At 42.8% G+C, this 18,271-nt stretch carries 17 protein-coding genes; 5 read left to right on the plus strand and 12 right to left on the minus strand.

Going from position 1 to position 18,271, the window contains the following annotated elements:
• The first annotated feature begins 477 nt into the window (after nucleotides 1-477).
• The 5 genes from ACH9UM_RS08530 to panD all read left to right on the plus strand — a co-directional run bounded on the left by ACH9UM_RS08530 (nucleotide 478) and on the right by panD (nucleotide 4,536).
• Nucleotides 478-1,149, plus strand: a complete 672-nt coding sequence (locus tag ACH9UM_RS08530; protein WP_004847061.1) for a helix-turn-helix domain-containing protein — start codon at nucleotides 478-480, stop codon at nucleotides 1,147-1,149.
• A 395-nt stretch (nucleotides 1,150-1,544) separates the two neighbouring features.
• Nucleotides 1,545-2,483, plus strand: coding sequence for a Rossmann-like and DUF2520 domain-containing protein (locus ACH9UM_RS08535; protein WP_004847063.1), 939 nt, complete (start codon nucleotides 1,545-1,547; stop codon nucleotides 2,481-2,483).
• Nucleotides 2,458-3,285, plus strand: a complete 828-nt coding sequence (panB, locus tag ACH9UM_RS08540; protein WP_004847068.1) for a 3-methyl-2-oxobutanoate hydroxymethyltransferase — start codon at nucleotides 2,458-2,460, stop codon at nucleotides 3,283-3,285. Before ACH9UM_RS08535 ends, panB begins: the two co-directional genes overlap by 26 nt.
• An 11-nt stretch (nucleotides 3,286-3,296) precedes the next feature.
• Nucleotides 3,297-4,142, plus strand: a complete 846-nt coding sequence (panC, locus tag ACH9UM_RS08545; RefSeq protein WP_004847070.1) for a pantoate--beta-alanine ligase — start codon at nucleotides 3,297-3,299, stop codon at nucleotides 4,140-4,142.
• Between the two features lie 13 nt (nucleotides 4,143-4,155).
• On the plus strand, nucleotides 4,156-4,536 hold the full coding sequence (gene panD / locus ACH9UM_RS08550; RefSeq protein WP_004847071.1) for an aspartate 1-decarboxylase: 381 nt from the start codon (nucleotides 4,156-4,158) through the stop codon (nucleotides 4,534-4,536).
• A gap of 408 nt (nucleotides 4,537-4,944) precedes the next feature.
• Here the strand turns inward: panD and ACH9UM_RS08555 are convergent, their stop codons facing one another.
• From ACH9UM_RS08555 to ACH9UM_RS08610, 12 genes are all read right to left on the minus strand, one after another.
• A complete protein-coding gene (locus ACH9UM_RS08555; RefSeq protein ID WP_400091093.1) occupies nucleotides 4,945-5,076 on the minus strand; it encodes a hypothetical protein in 132 nt (43 codons plus the stop codon).
• A 315-nt stretch (nucleotides 5,077-5,391) separates the two neighbouring features.
• Complete coding sequence (locus ACH9UM_RS08560; RefSeq protein ID WP_004845889.1) at nucleotides 5,392-6,045, minus strand: thiamine diphosphokinase; 654 nt, start codon at nucleotides 6,043-6,045, stop codon at nucleotides 5,392-5,394.
• Nucleotides 6,038-6,700 (minus strand): ribulose-phosphate 3-epimerase, encoded by a 663-nt coding sequence (gene rpe / locus ACH9UM_RS08565; protein WP_004845890.1) that lies wholly within the window; start codon nucleotides 6,698-6,700, stop codon nucleotides 6,038-6,040. The genes ACH9UM_RS08560 and rpe overlap by 8 nt, the downstream gene beginning before the upstream one ends.
• 2 nt (nucleotides 6,701-6,702) lie before the next feature.
• Nucleotides 6,703-7,602: a ribosome small subunit-dependent GTPase A gene (gene rsgA / locus ACH9UM_RS08570; protein WP_004845891.1), complete on the minus strand. Its 900-nt coding sequence runs from the start codon at nucleotides 7,600-7,602 to the stop codon at nucleotides 6,703-6,705.
• A 27-nt stretch (nucleotides 7,603-7,629) separates the two neighbouring features.
• The gene (gene pknB / locus ACH9UM_RS08575) at nucleotides 7,630-9,690 is read right to left on the minus strand and encodes a Stk1 family PASTA domain-containing Ser/Thr kinase (RefSeq protein ID WP_009319937.1); all 2,061 of its coding nucleotides are present in this window, start codon (nucleotides 9,688-9,690) and stop codon (nucleotides 7,630-7,632) included.
• Nucleotides 9,687-10,430: a Stp1/IreP family PP2C-type Ser/Thr phosphatase gene (locus ACH9UM_RS08580; protein WP_009243380.1), complete on the minus strand. Its 744-nt coding sequence runs from the start codon at nucleotides 10,428-10,430 to the stop codon at nucleotides 9,687-9,689. The genes pknB and ACH9UM_RS08580 overlap by 4 nt, the downstream gene beginning before the upstream one ends.
• Before the next feature lie 10 nt (nucleotides 10,431-10,440).
• A complete protein-coding gene (gene rlmN, locus ACH9UM_RS08585; RefSeq protein ID WP_004845894.1) occupies nucleotides 10,441-11,508 on the minus strand; it encodes a 23S rRNA (adenine(2503)-C(2))-methyltransferase RlmN in 1,068 nt (355 codons plus the stop codon).
• 70 nt (nucleotides 11,509-11,578) lie between these two features.
• Entirely contained in the window at nucleotides 11,579-12,949 is a 1,371-nt protein-coding gene (gene rsmB, locus ACH9UM_RS08590) for a 16S rRNA (cytosine(967)-C(5))-methyltransferase RsmB (protein WP_009319938.1), read from the minus strand.
• Nucleotides 12,949-13,941, minus strand: a complete 993-nt coding sequence (fmt, locus tag ACH9UM_RS08595) for a methionyl-tRNA formyltransferase (RefSeq protein ID WP_004845896.1) — start codon at nucleotides 13,939-13,941, stop codon at nucleotides 12,949-12,951. The genes rsmB and fmt overlap by 1 nt, the downstream gene beginning before the upstream one ends.
• Complete coding sequence (def, locus tag ACH9UM_RS08600) at nucleotides 13,938-14,438, minus strand: peptide deformylase (protein WP_004845897.1); 501 nt, start codon at nucleotides 14,436-14,438, stop codon at nucleotides 13,938-13,940. The genes fmt and def overlap by 4 nt, the downstream gene beginning before the upstream one ends.
• Before the next feature lie 21 nt (nucleotides 14,439-14,459).
• A complete protein-coding gene (gene priA / locus ACH9UM_RS08605; protein WP_044997947.1) occupies nucleotides 14,460-16,679 on the minus strand; it encodes a primosomal protein N' in 2,220 nt (739 codons plus the stop codon).
• Between the two features lie 20 nt (nucleotides 16,680-16,699).
• Nucleotides 16,700-18,166 (minus strand): UDP-N-acetylmuramoyl-L-alanyl-D-glutamate--2,6-diaminopimelate ligase, encoded by a 1,467-nt coding sequence (locus tag ACH9UM_RS08610; RefSeq protein WP_004845899.1) that lies wholly within the window; start codon nucleotides 18,164-18,166, stop codon nucleotides 16,700-16,702.
• Between the last annotated feature and the right edge of the window lie 105 nt (nucleotides 18,167-18,271).

Raw genomic sequence — 18,271 nt, forward strand, 5'->3', positions numbered from 1 at the left:
TGTGTGTAGTTATAGTGCATTTCTCCTTTCGTATGCCCCGTTTTTTGCGGGGTAAAAATCGTGTTTTTCCTTTATTTATCACAGTTTCTAGGTACTATGACATGTATACGCAGGGCGGTGTTACATATACGCCCTTTACGAGCGCCTAAAGGCGTTCCCTTTCTTCCTGTGTCTGTTCCGTTCTTAACGCTCACGAGCCTTGAGAGGCTCGTGGCTAAACGAAACAGCCCCAGTCAGAAACCCTATTTTTAGTCTGATAGTCCATGCTCATTCATGCTATCAAAGTGAAAACATCTCTTATATATGCTTACTCAAGTGTGTGATTGACCCTAGCGTGCTTAATCACTCTGTCTGATAAGATAATAACGCCACTAGAATTACTTGTCAAGAAGTTTCGATTGACTTTTCGATATATATTAAGTATGATATGCTTATAAATGACAATAAAAGCAACGAAAGGAGCGGTTATACTAAGTTATGGAGTATTATGAAAAGAAAATCAGTTTCTTAGGAGAAAACATACAAATCATAAGAAAACACAGGGGAATGAAACAACAGGAACTTGCCAATAAAATCGGTATCAATATGCAGAGCCTTTCCAAGATTGAACGAGGTGTGAATTATCCTACCTTTGATACATTGGAAAAGATAATGGACGTGCTGGGAGTAACACCGAATGAATTATTGTCGGGGGAATGGAAATATATTGACCACACCGAGCCATATATCATGGACGTTATCAAACGAGAACAGGATTTTAATGTTTCCTTAGATTATTTGTCTGAAAATGAATTTTTCAATGACGAAAAAGAATGTAGATTTTACATGGAAACTACATTGATTAGATACATTAGCAATTATCTTTCTAGTGAGGTAGTAGAGTTGGAAGAACTTATGGAAATCAAGCAGTTGATACAGCGTCAGAAATTGGAACGCATGATGAAAGTACATAAGGAAATGCGAGGGTTAGACCGATACAGAGAACAGCCCAAAGAGTATAAATATCACGACCCTTATGATGATTGGATATTCCGTCAGCTTGCAGATATAGACAACAGAAACAACATTCCCAACACTTCGCCACAATTAGATTTTAATGAAACGGACTATGAAGATTATCTAAAAGAGAAATGGAATAGAGGACTTTAATTTTCCTCTTGCATGAAAGATACAGCAAACAAAAAGCCCAATCAAGAGTGCAAAGCACCACCAATGGTGGTAAGGCTCTTTACAGGGTTCTTTCTTTTCTGTGGTGGGTAATCAAGCGAAAAATGAAGAAGTGTTTTGTCATGCTTTATATTTTTATCCCGACTTTGATAATTCAGATTGTGAAAATGATTAAATACAGAAAAGCTAAATAACACGATTTATATTAGCATCACTTTAATGATAAATTAGTTAGAGTGGTGCCTTATTTTTTTCTCTGTACAATCACTTAAATAGGTGCTATAGTAATGGGTAGATAGTATTCGAACAGAAACTATACCACATATTTTTTATTTTTAAACCATGAGGATTATATCAGTTTGAACGAGACCTCATCCATGCAGATTTTCATGATTGTCACTTCCCAGAAAGGAGTGATCGATATGAGAGCAGGATTTATCGGAGCGGGGAAAGTAGGATTTTCCCTTGGAAAATACCTGAAGGAAAACGGCGTAGAGATTACGGGTTACTTCAGCAAATCACCGGAATCAGCTAAATCAGCAGCAGATTTTACTAACACAAAACTATATAAGAGTATAGAGAATATCTTAAGTGACAGTGATACCCTGTTTATTACTGTGCCTGATGGACAGATAAGCAAAGTATGGGATTATATGAAGAATCTGGATATTAAAAATAAAAATATTTGTCATTGCAGCGGTTCGATTTCATCAACCGTTTTTTTTGATGGTGAAAACCTCGGTGCAAATATCTATTCGGTACATCCCCTATATGCAATAAGTGATAAGTGCGAATCATGGAAACACTTGAATAAGGCTTATTTTACTGTGGAGGGTTCGGCAGAGAATCTAGATGAGATTAAGAGTATCTTTGAGCGAGCAGGAAATAAGGTAATCGCAATGGGAGCGGAAAATAAATCTCTTTACCACTGCGGTGCAGTAGTTGTAAGCAATCTCGTAAACGGACTTTTTCAAGTGGGGGCTGAAATGCTTGTAAAATGCGGCTTTGATAAAAAAGATGCAAAGAAAGCCTTAGTGCCTTTGTTTACTGGAAATGCCGACACATTGGCAGAAAAAGGGGTTGCGGCTGCCCTCACAGGTCCTGTTGAGCGAAATGATTTGTCGACTATCACAAAACACATTGAAGCTATTAAGGCAGCATGGATAAACGAGTCTGAGGAAAAGGTGGGATATGAGATGATATATCTTTTGCTTTCAGAAAAGCTTCTCAGTATTGCACAGGAAAAACATTTAGACAGTGACTATTTGAAGATGACGGAGGTAATTAAAAATGAAAAACACAGTATCCACTTTTAAAGAACAGAAGGTTAAGGGCGATAAGATTACAATGCTGACAGCCTATGACTATTCGACAGCTAAATTGATGGATCAGTCAGGTATTAACGGTATTCTCGTTGGAGATTCTCTTGGCATGGTTATGCTCGGATACGAAAATACTTTGCCGGTAACAATGGAAGATATGATTCACCATACAAGAGCAGTTACAAGAGGTGCCAAAGATGCCTTAGTAGTTGGAGATATGCCGTTTATGTCATATCAAGTTTCAGTTGAAGAGGCCATGTATAACGCAGGAAGACTTATGAAAGAAGGAAGATGTCAAGCAGTAAAGCTAGAAGGTGGAGCCTCTGTTTGTCCACAGATTAAAGCTATTACAGCTGCTTCAATTCCTGTTATGGCACATATTGGACTTACACCTCAGTCAGTGAACGTTTTTGGAGGCTTTAAAGTTCAGGGAAAAAGTGAAGAGGGAGCAAAGAAACTCATTGAAGAGGCAAAAGCTGTTGAAGAAGCAGGAGCATTTGCGATTGTTTTGGAATGCGTACCTGCAAAATTAGCGGAAATTATTTCTGAAAGCATTAATATTCCTACAATAGGAATAGGTGCAGGATCTGGCTGCGATGGACAGATTCTCGTTTATCAGGACATGCTTGGAATGGTCTCTGACTTTACACCTAAATTCGTAAAACAATTCGCAAAGGTAGGAGATGTAATGAAAGAAGCCTTTGCTGCATATATAGAAGAAACTAAACAGGGAAGCTTTCCAGCACCTGAACACACATTTAAAATTTCAGAAGATGTAATTAACAAGTTATATTAGGAGATAGAACGATGAAAATAGTAAAAACCGTAGATGAAGTGAGAGTTATAGTCAAAGAATGGAAGAAAGAAGGTCTTACAGTAGGTCTTGTTCCTACTATGGGATTTTTGCACGAAGGACATAAGAGTTTAATTACAAGGGCTGTTTCAGAAAACGATAGAGTTGTTGTCAGTGATTTTGTAAATCCGACTCAATTTGGAGTAGGGGAAGATTTGGAAAGCTATCCGAGGGATTTGGAAAGGGATACTATGCTATGTGAGGAGGCAGGTGCTAATTTAATATTTAATCCTGAGCCGGAAAATATGTATTTTGACGATTTTTCAACATATGTAAACATAGAAAGTCTTTCAGAGGAACTTTGTGGAAAATCACGACCAATACATTTCAGGGGTGTAGGCACAGTAGTATCTAAACTTTTTAATATTGTAAATCCCGACAGAGCTTACTTTGGTCAAAAGGATGCACAGCAGCTTGCGATTATAAAAAGAATGGTTAGAGATTTGAACTTTGATATCGAAATTGTGGGCTGCCCTATAGTTAGAGAAGAGGATGGTCTTGCAAAGAGTTCAAGAAATACATATCTAAGCAAAGATGAGAGAAAGGCGGCACTAATTTTAAGCAAAGCAGTTAAGCTCGGAGAAGATATGGCAAAAGCAGGAGAAAAAGATACAGATAAAATTGTATCAGAAATGATTAAGCTTATTGAAACTGAGCCTATGGCGAAAATAGATTATGTTCAGGCTGTAGACGCTGTTTCAGTTAAACCGGTCAAGGAGATGACAGCACCAGTACTAGTTGCCATGGCAGTTTATATCGGCAAAACCAGATTGATTGACAACTTTATTTACGAAGGTTAAACGGGGGTTAAATATGACATTTGAAATGTTAAAGGGGAAGATACACAGAGCTACAGTAGTTCAAGCAGAACTTGATTATGTAGGAAGCATCACTGTAGACGAAGACTTACTTGACAGTGCCGGAATTTTGGAGTATGAAAAGGTAAGTATCGTAGATATAAATAATGGGAACAGATTTGAGACATACACAATTGCAGGAGAAAGAGGCAGCGGAATGATATGTCTCAATGGAGCTGCTGCAAGATGTGTTCAGACAGGTGATAAGATAATCATAATGTGCTATGCACAGATGACTCCAGAAGAGGTAAAGAAAAATCCACCTAAAGTAGTATTTGTAGATGAGGATAACAAAATATCAAGAGTCGCAAGATACGAAAAACATGGTAAGCTATAAGACATGTAATTTGCAAATAAAAAAGGGCATTTCGGTAATTAAAAAATGTAAAAGGTGAAGAATATGTCATCTGCCCTCGTTGTGAGCAAGAAGTTTATAAAGAAGTAATAATTTATCCATTTTGTAACTTTGGCATAATGGCATGGCTTGAAGGAGAAAATGATGAAAATAGCAAACCAGTGAAAGATAAATCTAAGTAAAATCTCAGCTTAACAATTTAATATCTATATTTACAAAGCAGTTGGTCTTATGATTGACTGCTTTTAAAAAAGACACCGTTTAGGTGTGAGGTCTTTTTAGTGTTATTTATAGTCATATCAAGGCTCGTTTAATTATGGTAAATTCGTGGTAAAATGAGTGCTTTTCTATACTTCAAAATATTTGAAAGTATAGTGTTTATACGGATAATCAAAAATTAGATATAAAATTTCTTTTAATTCTTACAACAATTCCTCCAACTCCTCCCAGCCTTGATAATAAAATGCCGAGAGCAAAAAATATCACTATAACAGGAACCATGTCCAAATAATTTTCTCCCATAGTCGATCTCCTTTACAGATTCTAATGTGTTTTTTCAGTATACTATAATTATAATCATTCTATCAGACAAAAGCTTTTATTTCTACGGAATTTTCTGCAAAGCATATATCTACGTATTGTTAAACTGTATCATAGAATATAACTAAAAGGTAACCTGCCTCAGCAAGTTACCTTTTTTCAACGCCTTACAAAAAATTTTCTCTTTTCTCATAAAATCCTGATATGCTTTCTCATTTACTATACCGGGACTTTGAGAAAAACATCCGGGAATTAGTGGGGCACAAAGTGAACCATCTTTCAAAAACTTATCGAAATCTAATCTCTCGTCTCCATCAAGATCACCTTACCGTACACGAACGATATTTCCACTTCATCTTCAACAAATTCATTACTTACGCACAGGCTGTCGCTCGGCTTAAGGAAATGATTTGTCAGCGGATATTTTGCCCCTGTAATGTTGAACGCATCTACAGGCTGTTCTAATGGAAACAATGAAAAGTACGGTCCGAATGCCTCTTCTTTTTTCAATGTAACAGTTTTATCGAGAAGCCGTATCTTATTGTGAGCGTCCATAATGCAAGCGTCCGCTCCTGCTTCCAGCGCAATTTGTAAACATTGCACATTTGCCCACAGGTGATCGATCCGGTTGCCGGTTGCCCCCAGGATGACGATCTTTTTGCGATTCAGACCAAGGCAAAGGCGCAAAGCGATCTCTGTGTCTGATGCATCTTTTACCGGATTAAATTCTCTCACGGGCACATCAAGTTCTTCTCTGTAATATTCAACGAGCTTCCTCGGAACGCTGTCAAAATCTCCCACGATATAATCGGGTTTTATCTCGTTGTCATACAAAAACACAAGACCTCTGTCTACCCCGATAACAAATTCAGTTTCTTCGCTTTTTAAAATCGAGAGAGCAAAATCTTTTTCCACCATCCCGCCGCTCACGATCACAGTCTGCTTACTCATGACGTTTCAATATCTCCATAAATCTCTTTGTATTTTCTGTAATATTGCCTTTGAAAACTCCCGAACCGGAAACAATAATATTCGCTCCCGCATCCAATACCGCTTCCACATTTTCACAATAAATTCCGCCGTCAACTTCGATATCCGTCTTAAGACCTCTCTCGTCAAGCAGGGTGCGAAGTTCTTTTATCTTGTCAAGCGATTCCGGAATGAACGCCTGTCCGCCGAATCCCGGCTCAACGCTCATGATGAGAAACATATCCGCAAGCTCCAGATACGGGATCAATTCTTTCACAGGAGTTGCCGGTTTGATCGTGATGCCTGCTTTCACTCCGCTTGCCTTTATTTCATCCACTGTCGCCTTTACATCTTCACACGCCTCTAAGTGAACAGTAATGATATCCGCTCCGCATTTTGCGAACTCTTTCACATACCTGATCGGCTCAGTCACCATAAGATGTACGTCAAGCGCCTGTTTTACCGCGCCTTTTAACGCGGACAATACCGGCATGCCAAACGAAATGCTCGGTACGAAAATTCCGTCCATCACATCAAAATGTATATATTTTGCGCCTGCTTTTTCTGTCTGTTCGATCTGTTCTCCCAGAATTTTAAAATCAGCCGAAAGAATCGACGGGGCAAGAATATTTTCCATCTTCAATATCTCCTTTTTTCCTGTAATTCACGGTACATCGCAACATAATCGTTGTACCGGATCTCATGTATCTTTCCTTCTTCTGCCGCCTGCTTCACCGCACAGTCCGGCTCATGCACATGATCGCACCCCGAAAAACGGCACAATCCTTCATACGGACCGAATTCCGGGAAATAATATTTTAATTGTTCTTTTTCAAAATCATTGACATAAAGGGAACTAAATCCCGGAGTATCTACAATATATGAGCCGCAGTCTTCCACCTTTTCATCTTCTTCCAAAACTAAAAGTTCGGAATGTCTCGTCGTATGCTTTCCTCTGTCGATCTTCCTGCTGATACTCCCTGTTTCCATCATTACTTCCGACTGCAGAAGATTGATAAGCGACGACTTCCCTACACCCGACGGGCCTGCAAGAACAGTCGTTTTCCCGTGCAGAATCTTTTTCACTTCTTCGATCTTCCATCCTTCTTTCGCACTCGTAAAAAAGACCGGATACCCGCATGATCTGTATATTTCTTCCATCTTGGAAATATCGCTTTCTTTTGCAATGTCAGATTTGTTAAAACATAAGATTACCGGGATCTTCTTTTGCTCCATCATCACAAGAAAACGATCAAGAAGATTAAAATGAGGTTTAGGCTTCGTCACCGCAAATACAACGAGCGCCTGATCGATATTCGCCACCGCCGGACGGATCAGTTCGTTCTTTCTCGTAAGGATTTCCCTGATATTTCCCTTTTTTTCCTCTTCATCTAAAACTTCTATCTCTACATTATCTCCTACAAGAGGCTTCACACCGTCTTTTCGGAAGATCCCTTTTGCTTTACATTCATAAACACCGGATTCTACTACATGAACGTAGTAGAATCCGGCAATCCCTTTTACAATTTTACCTTGCATATTTTATAAATTCCCTGTCGGTACCGCCTATTCATTGTCTCCGCCGTTTTCCGGATCGGTCTGTCCTGACGATGATCCTTTGCTGACAAAATAATATACTTGTGTCCCTTTTTCCACTTTTGTACCTGCCGACGGAGTCACACTGTAAATCGTTCCGACCGGAGTATCACTGTAGTCTTCACCGCCGTATACCGGAACAAACCCTGCCTCAGTCAGCACTTTAACCGCCGTGTTTTTCTCCATTCCGATCACATCACTCGGAATAGTAGACCATTCTGTTTTTGATCCAAGCGTTACCGTATATTTTATTGTTGTGCCTTTCTTTACTTTAGTTCCCGCTTCTGTTTCCTGTGTGACAACCGTTCCTGCCGTTCCGCCGGCATATTCTTCCTTAGGACTTCCTTTCAGTCCAAGTTCTTCTAAGGCGGCGGCAGCCTGATCCGCCGTCATATTCAGAAGCGACGGCACTTCTACTTTATCTTTTTCGGGATCTTTTCCTTTACTGATAATAAGCTGAACGCTTGTGCCCTCGTCTACCTGCTCTCCCGAACCTGGAGTAGAGCTGACTACATTTCCCATCTCGATCGTATCATCATAAACTGCCTCGCCTTTTGTCACTTTCAGACCGGCATCCTGAAGCATTCTCTCTGCTTCCGCCTCCGATCTGTTCACAACATTCGGCACAGTTACTTTTTTCGCAGCTTCTCCGCTGCTGATCACAACCGTAACCGTAGAATTTTTCTTTACTTTCTTTCCTTTTCCCGGATTCTGGCTCTTAATCTCGCCTTTTTCGTATTCATTGGAAGCTTCTTCTTTATCCGCTTTTTTAATACCGAGATCTTTTTTCTTAAGTTCTGCCTGTGCGTCTTCAAATGTCATTCCGCGCACATCCGGTACTGTTACCATCTTTTCTGTCTTTGAAGAAAGACCGGCTCCTTTGAAAAATCCCGCCGCATTTCCGACAAGAAACAGAATCAGCAGCGCGATCACGACTCCCGACACGATCATCAGTATTTTCATGATCCGCTTCGTATCGGGATTTACATCATTCTTCTTCCGCCTGTCTTTTTGACTGCGCCTTCTGTTATCATAATCATTATCGTCGTCGTAGTCATAATCGTCGTCATCATCGTACTCATCATCGTCATCGTACTCATCATCATCATAACGACTGCCCTGAATCCGTTCCAGTTCTTCTGTCGACATAACCATCGTGCGGTCTGTCTCCGCTCCTGTTCCCGCTCCCAAAACAACAAAATCGCCGTCCGGCTCTACAAGCGATCTTTTCAGATCCATAAGAAGAGACGCACAGTCCGGATAACGGCGTCCCGGATTTTTCTGTGTACACTTCATGATAATGCACTCAAGACTGTACGGGATATTCGGAACTTCTTCTGCCGGAGACGTAATCTCTTCCTGGAGATGCTTCAACGCGACCGACACCGTGGAATCTCCGTCGAACGGTACGTGCCCGGTGATCATCTCGTACATCGTAATACCGATGGAATAAAGATCGCTCTTCTGATCTACGACTCCGCCCCTCGCCTGCTCCGGAGATGTGTAATGAACCGATCCCATAACGCTTGTGCTGATCGTCTGTGTAGACGTGGTCGCACGGGCAATGCCGAAATCCGTCACTTTTACTTTTCCGTCTTTTGAAATGATAATATTCTGAGGCTTAATATCTCTGTGGATAATATGATGATTGTGCGCCGCCTGAAGCCCTGTCACCATCTGAATGGAAATACTGATCGTCTCTTTTGCCGAAAGTCTTCCCTTTTTCTTTATATAATCTTTCAGAGTGATCCCTTCGACAAGCTCCATTACCATATAGTACAGACCTCTGTCCTGACCGACGTCATACACATTGACAACGTTCGGATGCATCAGTCCTGCCGCAGCCTGCGCCTCACTCAAAAATTTCTTTATAAATACCTGATCCGAACGATAATCGCTTTTTAATACTTTGATCGCGACATAGCGGTTTAATTTACGATCCTTTCCCTTGTAAACATCCGCCATACCACCCGATCCGATCCGTCCGAGTATCTCATATCTTTTTCCTAAGCAAACTCCCTCTTTAATCATAATACACTCACCTCATCTGCAAACGGTTCTATAAGGACAACCCCTATATTATCTGTACCGCCGTTTTCTTTTGCCGCTTCTATAAGAGCCTGACCGGACTCTACGATATCTCTTCCTCCCTGAACAATATGAAAAAGTTCCTCATCTTCTACCATATTGCTCAAACCGTCCGTACACATCAATATGATGTCTCCCCTTTTCAGACGGTGCTCGTAAAAGTCTACCTCTACATCCGCTTTCGCGCCGATCGCTCTCGTAATAATATTTTTATCCGGATGATGTTTTGCTTCTTCCGGTTTTATCCCGCCAAGCCTTACCATCTCTTCTACCAGGGAATGATCTTTCGTAAGCTGCTGAATGCCCTGATTGATCAAATACAAACGGCTGTCTCCTACATTCGCGAAATACATCATCTGATTTGAGATCGTCGCCGCAACAACCGTCGTTCCCATTCCTTTGAGATGTTCGTCTCTTGAAGCTTCTTTTATGATCTCCCTGTTTGCCGTTTTTATAGCGCCTACAAGACATCTTTCAATATCTTCGCCTTCGCTTAGCGCCAATTCCCTGTTGAGCACTTCAACCGTATACTTGGAAGCATAATCTCCCGCCTGGTGACCTCCCATACCGTCTGCCACCACAAAGAGGTTCTGAAGAATTCCGAGAGGTCTGTCAGTCACATAAACATAATCCTGATTTACTTGTCTTACCATTCCTACATCTGTTATCGAAAATGTTCTCATATGCTTCTCCTTAATTCTCATTCATTGTCTCTTCCTCGTAGCGCCGTCTAAGCTGACCGCACGCCCCGTCGATATCCGAGCCCATTTCTCTTCTTATAGTAACATTAATTCCGCTTTTTTCAAGTTTATTTTTGAAATTCAAAGCACTTTTGCGGCTTGGACGCTGAAAAGAACGCTCCTTTACCGGATTTACCGGAATCAGGTTCAGATGACAGTTACGCGGCGCGAGAAGCTCGGAAAGCTCCTTTGCATCCTCGTCCGTATCGTTCACCTCATGTACAAGACTATACTCAAACGTCACTCTGCGTCCTGTCTTTTTAAAATAAGTATCGCAGGCGGAAAGTACCTCGCCTAATTCGTACTTATTTGCGACAGGCATCAGTTTCCTTCTCTTTTCCTGCGTAGATCCGTGAAGAGAAAGCGCCAGTGTGATCTGCAGACGTTCCTCTGCCAGTTCCAGTATTTTCGGTACGATCCCGCATGTAGAAACAGTCACGTTCCGCTGACTGATATTCAGTCCGTGTTCATCTGTCAGTATGTGAATGAATTTCAGAAAATTATTATAATTATCAAGCGGCTCTCCTGTTCCCATGATAACGACGTTGGAAACCCTCTCTCCGATAATTTTCTGGATCTGGTAGATCTGACCGAGCATTTCGGATGCAGACAGATTCCGTTTTAATCCCCCGATCGTCGAAGCGCAGAATACACATCCCATGCGGCATCCCGCCTGCGAGGAAATACATACCGAATTACCGTGCTTATACCGCATAAGAACGCTTTCCACCATGTTTCCGTCATACAGACGGAACAAAAACTTGTTCGTTCCGTCCAGTTTCGACTGCTGCCGCTCTGCCATCTGTACCGGAAAGATATCATATTCTTCCGCAAGCTTTTCCCGAAGTTTCACAGACAGGTTCGTCATCTCGTCGAAACGATCTGCAAGCTTCACATGCAGCCATTCATATATCTGTTTTGCCCGAAACGGTTTTTCTCCGAGACGTTCCAGCTCTTTTTGTAATTCTTCATATTCATATGCCCGAATATCTTTCTTCATTCTCATACTTTCCTTTTTCATTTTTCGTATCCTGCCATTTCACCCTTTTGCGCGTCCTGCCATTTCATCCTTTTTCGGCGTTCCGGCATTTTCAGACTTCTTTTTTCCGCAATCGCGCAATAAAAAATCCGTCGCTTTTATGAACTCCCGGAAGAAGCTGGATACAGCCGTTCTCTGTCACGCTTTCCCTCAATTCAAGGCAAAGATCTTCCCTTATATCGTCTGCGTAAAATTCAGGAAATTCTTTCAAAAACCAATGTACGTTTTCGATATTTTCTTTCGGGTTCACAGTACACGTACTGTACAGAAGTTCTCCTCCCGGCTTCACATAAGAAGCCGCGCAGGAAAGGATTTTTCGCTGAAGCTTTACGAGACTTACGATTCCTTCCGGCGACGCTTTATATTTCAGATCTGTTTTCTTCCCAAGCACTCCCAGACCGGAACAAGGCAGATCGGCGATCACAATATCCGCTTTACCCGCTGATTTTTCATCATACACAGACGCATCCTGACAAACCGCAGTTACATTGCAAAGTCCCATACGTTCTATATTTTCCTCGATCAAAGACACTTTATATTCTGTCAGATCACGGGCTTCCACATGACCGGAACATCCGGCTTGACCTTCCATCAAAATGCGTTCCGCCACATCAAGCGCCTTTCCGCCCGGCGCCGCACACAGATCGATCACCTGCGCTCCCGCCTGCACATGCGCCAGTTCTCCTACAAGCATCGAACTGATATCCTGCACGACGAACAGACCTTCCCGAAATGTTTCCAGAGACTCTAAATAATCATATTTTGAAATGAGAAGCGCATCCTTTAAATACGGATGATTTTCCACTAAAACATGTTCTTCCTCAAGCCGCTTTTTCAGCTGCTCCGTCGTAATCCGGCTTCTGCAGCATCTGATCGTTGTCGGCTTTTCTGTCTGGAAATCTTTCAGCATCGTTTCGATCAAAGAAAGATCATACGTTTCTTTCCATAATCGGATGATCCATTCCGGACAGGAATATCGTACCGAAAGCCGTTTGATCGGATCTGACGGATACTCCACCTCATCGATTCCTTTGACAACACTTCTCAGCACGCCGTTGACATAGCCTCTCAGACCGGAAAACCCTTTCTTCACTGCCAGTTTTACCGATTCACTGCAAACTGCATGATCGGGAATACTATCCATATATTTTATCTGATAGACCGCGCTTCTTAAAATTGCCCGAATTAACGGCTTCATCTTTTTTACTTTTACTTTGGAGAAACAATCCAGAATATAATCGATCTCTGTCATATGTTCCAGCGTTCCTTCCGTAACGCGGGTGATAAATGCTCTTTCCCTTTTCTCAAGATATTGATATTTTGTCAAAACTTCTCTTAATACAATATGACTGTATCTGCCGTTTTCCGTTACTTCCATAAGGATTGCGGCTACGATTTCTCTTTCATTGATCGCCTTTGCCATTATTCTCTCCCAAACACCATTCCTTCTTCCACTTTATATCCGCGCAGAAACGAGCCTGTATCCATTCGTTTCTTGCCGGGCATCTGTACTTCTAAAATACGAAGCACGCCGTCTCCCGTCTGTATGCAAAACGAATCTTTTGCTACGGACACTACCGTTCCCGGCATGGCGTTCTTCCCGGTTTTCTGCGCTGTATGTTCCTCGCTTCCCAGTTCGGTTTGCTCTGCACATTCTTCCTGTGGCTTTGCCAACGCTTTCCATATCTTCATCACTTTTCCGTCCCGGTGTGTATATGCGCTTGGCCATGAATTCAATCCACGCACGAGACGCTCGATCTGCACTGCCGATTTCGCCCAGTCGATATTGCCAAGATCTTTCGTGAGCATTTTCGCATAAGCAGTCGGGCTTTCCGGCTGCTTTTCAAACACTGCTGTTTTATTTTCTATTGCATGCAATGTTTTTACGCAGAGAGCGGCGCCTGCTTCTGCCAGTTTGTCATGAAGCGACTCTCCTGTCTCGTCTTCTGCGATCGGGATCTCGGTCTTTAAAATCATATCTCCTGTATCAAGTCCTTCATCCATCTGCATCGTTGTAACGCCCGTCACGCTCTCTCCTTCTATGATCGCCCACTGGATCGGTGCAGCCCCACGATATTTCGGAAGAAGAGATGCATGGACATTAATACATCCGTAAGGCGTCATCTCAAGAATCTCCTTCGGAAGGATCTGACCGAAAGCAACAACGACCATCACGTCGGCATTGTATTTTCTCAATTCTTCCACACACTCAGGATCGCGCACTCTTTTCGGCTGATACACCAAAATCCCATGCTTAACCGCCGCTTCCTTTACAGGCGTAAACTGCATTTCTTTTCCTCTGCCTTTTGGCTTATCAGGCTGTGTGACGGCGAGACACACATCATGCCCCGCTTCCACAAGCGCTTCCAGTGTTCCGACTGAAAAATCGGGTGTTCCCATAAATATGATTCTCATTCTTCCCCTCCTTGCGCATCGTCTTGATCTTCTTCATCATAAGACACTTCATGAAGTCCGTCTTCTGCCAGTTCAACATACAGTTTTCCGTCCAAATGATCAAGTTCATGACAAAACGCCCTTGCAAGCAAGCCTTCGCCTTCCATTTCGAACTCGTTCATATTTTCATCAAACGCCCGCACTTTTACACGGTCCGGTCTTGTAACGATTCCGAATTTTCCCGGTACGCTTAGACATCCTTCTTCTCCTGTCTGTTCGCCTGAAGATTCGATGATCTGCGGATTGATCAAAACAATCGGACCTTCCCCTACATCGATCACTACGATTCTTTTCAAAACGCCGACCTGCGGAGCCGCAAGACCGACACCGTTGCTTTCATACATTGTCTCAAGCATATCTCCGATCAGTATTTTCGTGCGAAGCGTCATCTTCGGCACTGCTTTACACTGTTTTTCTAATATATCGTCTCCTATTTCTCTAATTACTCTGATTGCCATTTTTCTCCTTCTTTCTATCCGCTACATCGGATTAAAATCAAATTGTATTCTCATTTTATCAAATCCCGAATTAATCTCAATATATTTTTCCGTCCGGTCTTTCAGCACGACAAGATCATGATAGTCCGCGGTTTTTACATAGATCACTTTCCGATAAACATCGTTGATCTTTTCGATCCCCGGACTTGCCGGGCCGATCACGGACGCTTCGATATCCTTCTTCGCTTTTATCATATATTCTTTCAAATAACGGCAGCCTGTTTCCAATAACGCCTCATCGGCGCTTGATATAAACACTGCCAGAAGATTTTCTGCCGGGGGATACCCCATCATCGTTCTGTATCGGATCTCTTCCTCATAGAACGCCTCATAATCCTGCGCCGCAGACGTTGCGATCGCATAATGATCGGGACTGTATGTCTGAATCACCGCTTCTCCTTTTTTATCTCCGCGCCCCGCTCTTCCGACCGCCTGAGTCAAAAGCTGGAACGTTCTCTCGCCCGATCTGTAATCATCTGTATACAACGACATATCCGCAGCCAGAATTCCGACTAATGTTACATTTGGGAAATCATGACCTTTTACGATCATCTGCGTACCGACAAGTACGTCCGCCTCTTCATTTGCAAATGCAGACAGTATTTTCTCATGGGAATCTTTCTGTCGTGTCGTATCCATATCCATCCGCAGCACTCTTGCCTGCGGAAATACCGTCTTCACAATCTCTTCGATCTGCTGTGTTCCCGCCCTGAATTCTCCGATATGGTCCGAGCCGCATTCAGGACATATTTTCACATGCGTCTGTTCGTATCCGCAGTAATGACATCTCATCTTTCCGTCCCGATGGACCGAAAGCGACACATCGCAATGCGGACACTTTATAACATGCCCGCATTCCCGGCACGAAACAAACCCGGAATACCCTCTCCGGTTCAAAAAAAGCATCGTCTGTTCTTTCTTTTCAAGCCGCTCTTTCATCAGTCTTTGCAGTTGTTCGCTGAGTATCGAACGATTTCCGTTCTTCAATTCTTTCCGCATATCCACCGTATAAACCTCTGCCGGATCCTGCATTTTAGAACGGTTCTTCATTTCCATCAGAACATACTCGCCGTTTTTTGCCCGATACATGGCTTCCATCGACGGAGTCGCGCTTCCCAGAACAACGCTCGCGCCTTCTGTCTGCGCTCTTCTTAGCGCCGTTTCCCGCGCGTGATACCTCGGCGTCTGTTCACTTTTATAAGTCGGCTCATGTTCTTCATCGATCACGATCAGTCCCAGATTCGGAAAAGGAGTAAAAAGCGCCGATCTCGGTCCGATCATCACATCCACTTCCCCGGCTTTCGCCCTCATCATCTGATCATATCGTTCTCCTGCGGACAGCCGGGAATTCATAACAGATACCCGGTCTTTAAATCTTCTGTAAAATCTCATCACAGTCTGGTAAGTTAACGCGATCTCGGGAATCAGAACGATTGCCTGCTTCCCCTTATCTACAACAGACTGTATCATTTCCATATAAACTTCTGTTTTTCCGCTGCCCGTAACTCCATGGAGCAAATATGTTTTTCGGATTCCGTTTTCATAATCCTTACAGAAACGCATAATCGCACGTTTCTGCTCCTGCGTATAAATAATCTCCTTCTTTTGAATATTTTCCGCATGAACCGGATTACGATACACCTGCTCTGATTCTACGGCGAGAACATGCTGTTCTTCCAACGCGCGTATCACCGTGGCAGTAATATTAAGCTTCTTTCTGACAAGTTCATAATCTAAAAGCGGATCGTCAAGAAGCGCCGCCATCAGACGCGCCCTCGCTTTCTGATTCTTTTCCAGATAATAATGAAGCTGTTTTTCCCCCGTCTCCCGGTCGATCAGCAGTCTGAGCCGCTTTTTCACCTTTATATTTTCTTTTTCTTTGATAGGAAGAACCGTTTTCAAAGACTGCAGCATCGTTCCGCCATAATTCGACTTCATCCATGCCGCCAGCGCGATCAGCTTCGCCTCGATTTCCACGCCGCTTCGCGATATATCAGCGATCTCTTTCACTTTTGAAATATCATAATCACATGTCTTTGACAATGCGGTTACATATCCTTTTGTCTTACGGTTTCCTTTTCCGAAAGGTACGACCACCGCCATCCCCGCTTCCACTTCATGTTCCAGCCGCTCGGGGATCCGGTATTGAAAGATCTTATCCAGTTTTTCATGTTGAATATCTATGATTACATCCGCAAACAATCTCTGTCCCCTTGTCTTTCCTAATTTTCCCTGATTTCCTCAAGTACCTCTGCGATCAGCGTTCTTTCATCCATCGGGTATTTGACTCCTTTGATCTCCTGATAATCTTCATGACCTTTTCCGGCCAATACGATCACATCTCCCGACTGACCATGTTCGATGGCATATTTGATCGCTTCTTTTCTGTCGCAGATCTCCACATATGCCCCGTCAGTCTTTGCGATTCCGACTTTGATATCATTGATAATCTCCTGTGGTTCTTCAAAACGCGGATTATCCGAAGTAATGATCGTAAGATCCGCCAGACGTCCCGACACTTCGCCCATCTCATATCTTCTGTCTTTTGAACGGTTTCCGCCACATCCGAACACACATACAAGACGTTTCGGTTCATATTCTTTCAGTGTTGTCAGCAGGCTCTCCAGACTCATCGCATTATGTGCATAATCGATCATCAGCGTAAAATCATCCGATACTTTTATCATCTCAATACGCCCTTTGACATGCGCTGTTTTAAGCGCTTCTGTTATTTTCTCAGACGGAACACCGAAATGACGGCACACCGCGATCGCAGTCAGCGAATTATACACGCTGAATTTTCCGGGGATATCGATCTCCACATCAAAATCAGCCTTCCCCGCCACATGATACGAAACGCCTAAATATCCCGGCTTCGATACGAGATTTACATTCTCCGCTCTCAGATCCGCTTTCGGCGAAAAACCGAAAGTTTCCACTTTACATGTCGCGCCGCGGAAAATATCTGCATAATAAGGATCGTCTATATTGGCAATGCCAAGTTTGCACTGTTGAAACAGCATTGCTTTGCACCGTTTATAATCTTCAAAGTCTTTATGTTCATTCGGACCGATATGATCTTTTCCGAGATTCGTAAAAATACCGATCTCAAACGGAATTCCCGCCGTTCTGTGAAGCATAAGTCCCTGAGAGGAAACTTCCATAACAACACTGTCGCAGCCTTCTTCAACCATCTGTGCAAAGTACTGCTGGATCGTAAACGATTCCGGCGTCGTATTTGCCGCAGGGATCTTCCGATCTCCGATGATCGCTTCGATCGTACCGATAAGTCCTACTTTATGTCCGACACCTTCTAAGATAGACCGGATCAGATATGTTGTCGTCGTCTTTCCTTTCGTTCCGGTAATTCCGATCACTTTCAGCTTCTCTGCCGGATATCCGAAATACGCCGCAGACATCAGCGCCAGCGCATATCTCGTATTTTCCGCTTTGATCACCGTCACCCCTTTCGGTGCCTCGATATCCCGTTCTGCTATAATCGCCGCCGCGCCTTTTTTTGCCACATCCGAAACATATTGATGCCCGTCAAAAACCGCTCCGCTGATACAGACAAAAACAGATCCGCTTTCTACTTTTCTCGAGTCATTTGCAAGCGTTGTCACTTCTGTTTCGACACTGCCTTGAACAACCTCATATTCTAACCGTTCTAATAATTTGCTTAATTTCATACTCAGCCCTCCCGATTTTATTTTCCTTTTGAAAATCGACCTTTTGACACCTTTATAGAATAACACAAGAAGCGTTTTGTTGCAAAACAAACGTTTTTACTATAT

Origin of the sequence: Mediterraneibacter torques (assembly GCF_044591705.1) — a bacterium.
Classification (GTDB): Bacteria; Bacillota; Clostridia; order Lachnospirales; family Lachnospiraceae; genus Mediterraneibacter; species Mediterraneibacter torques.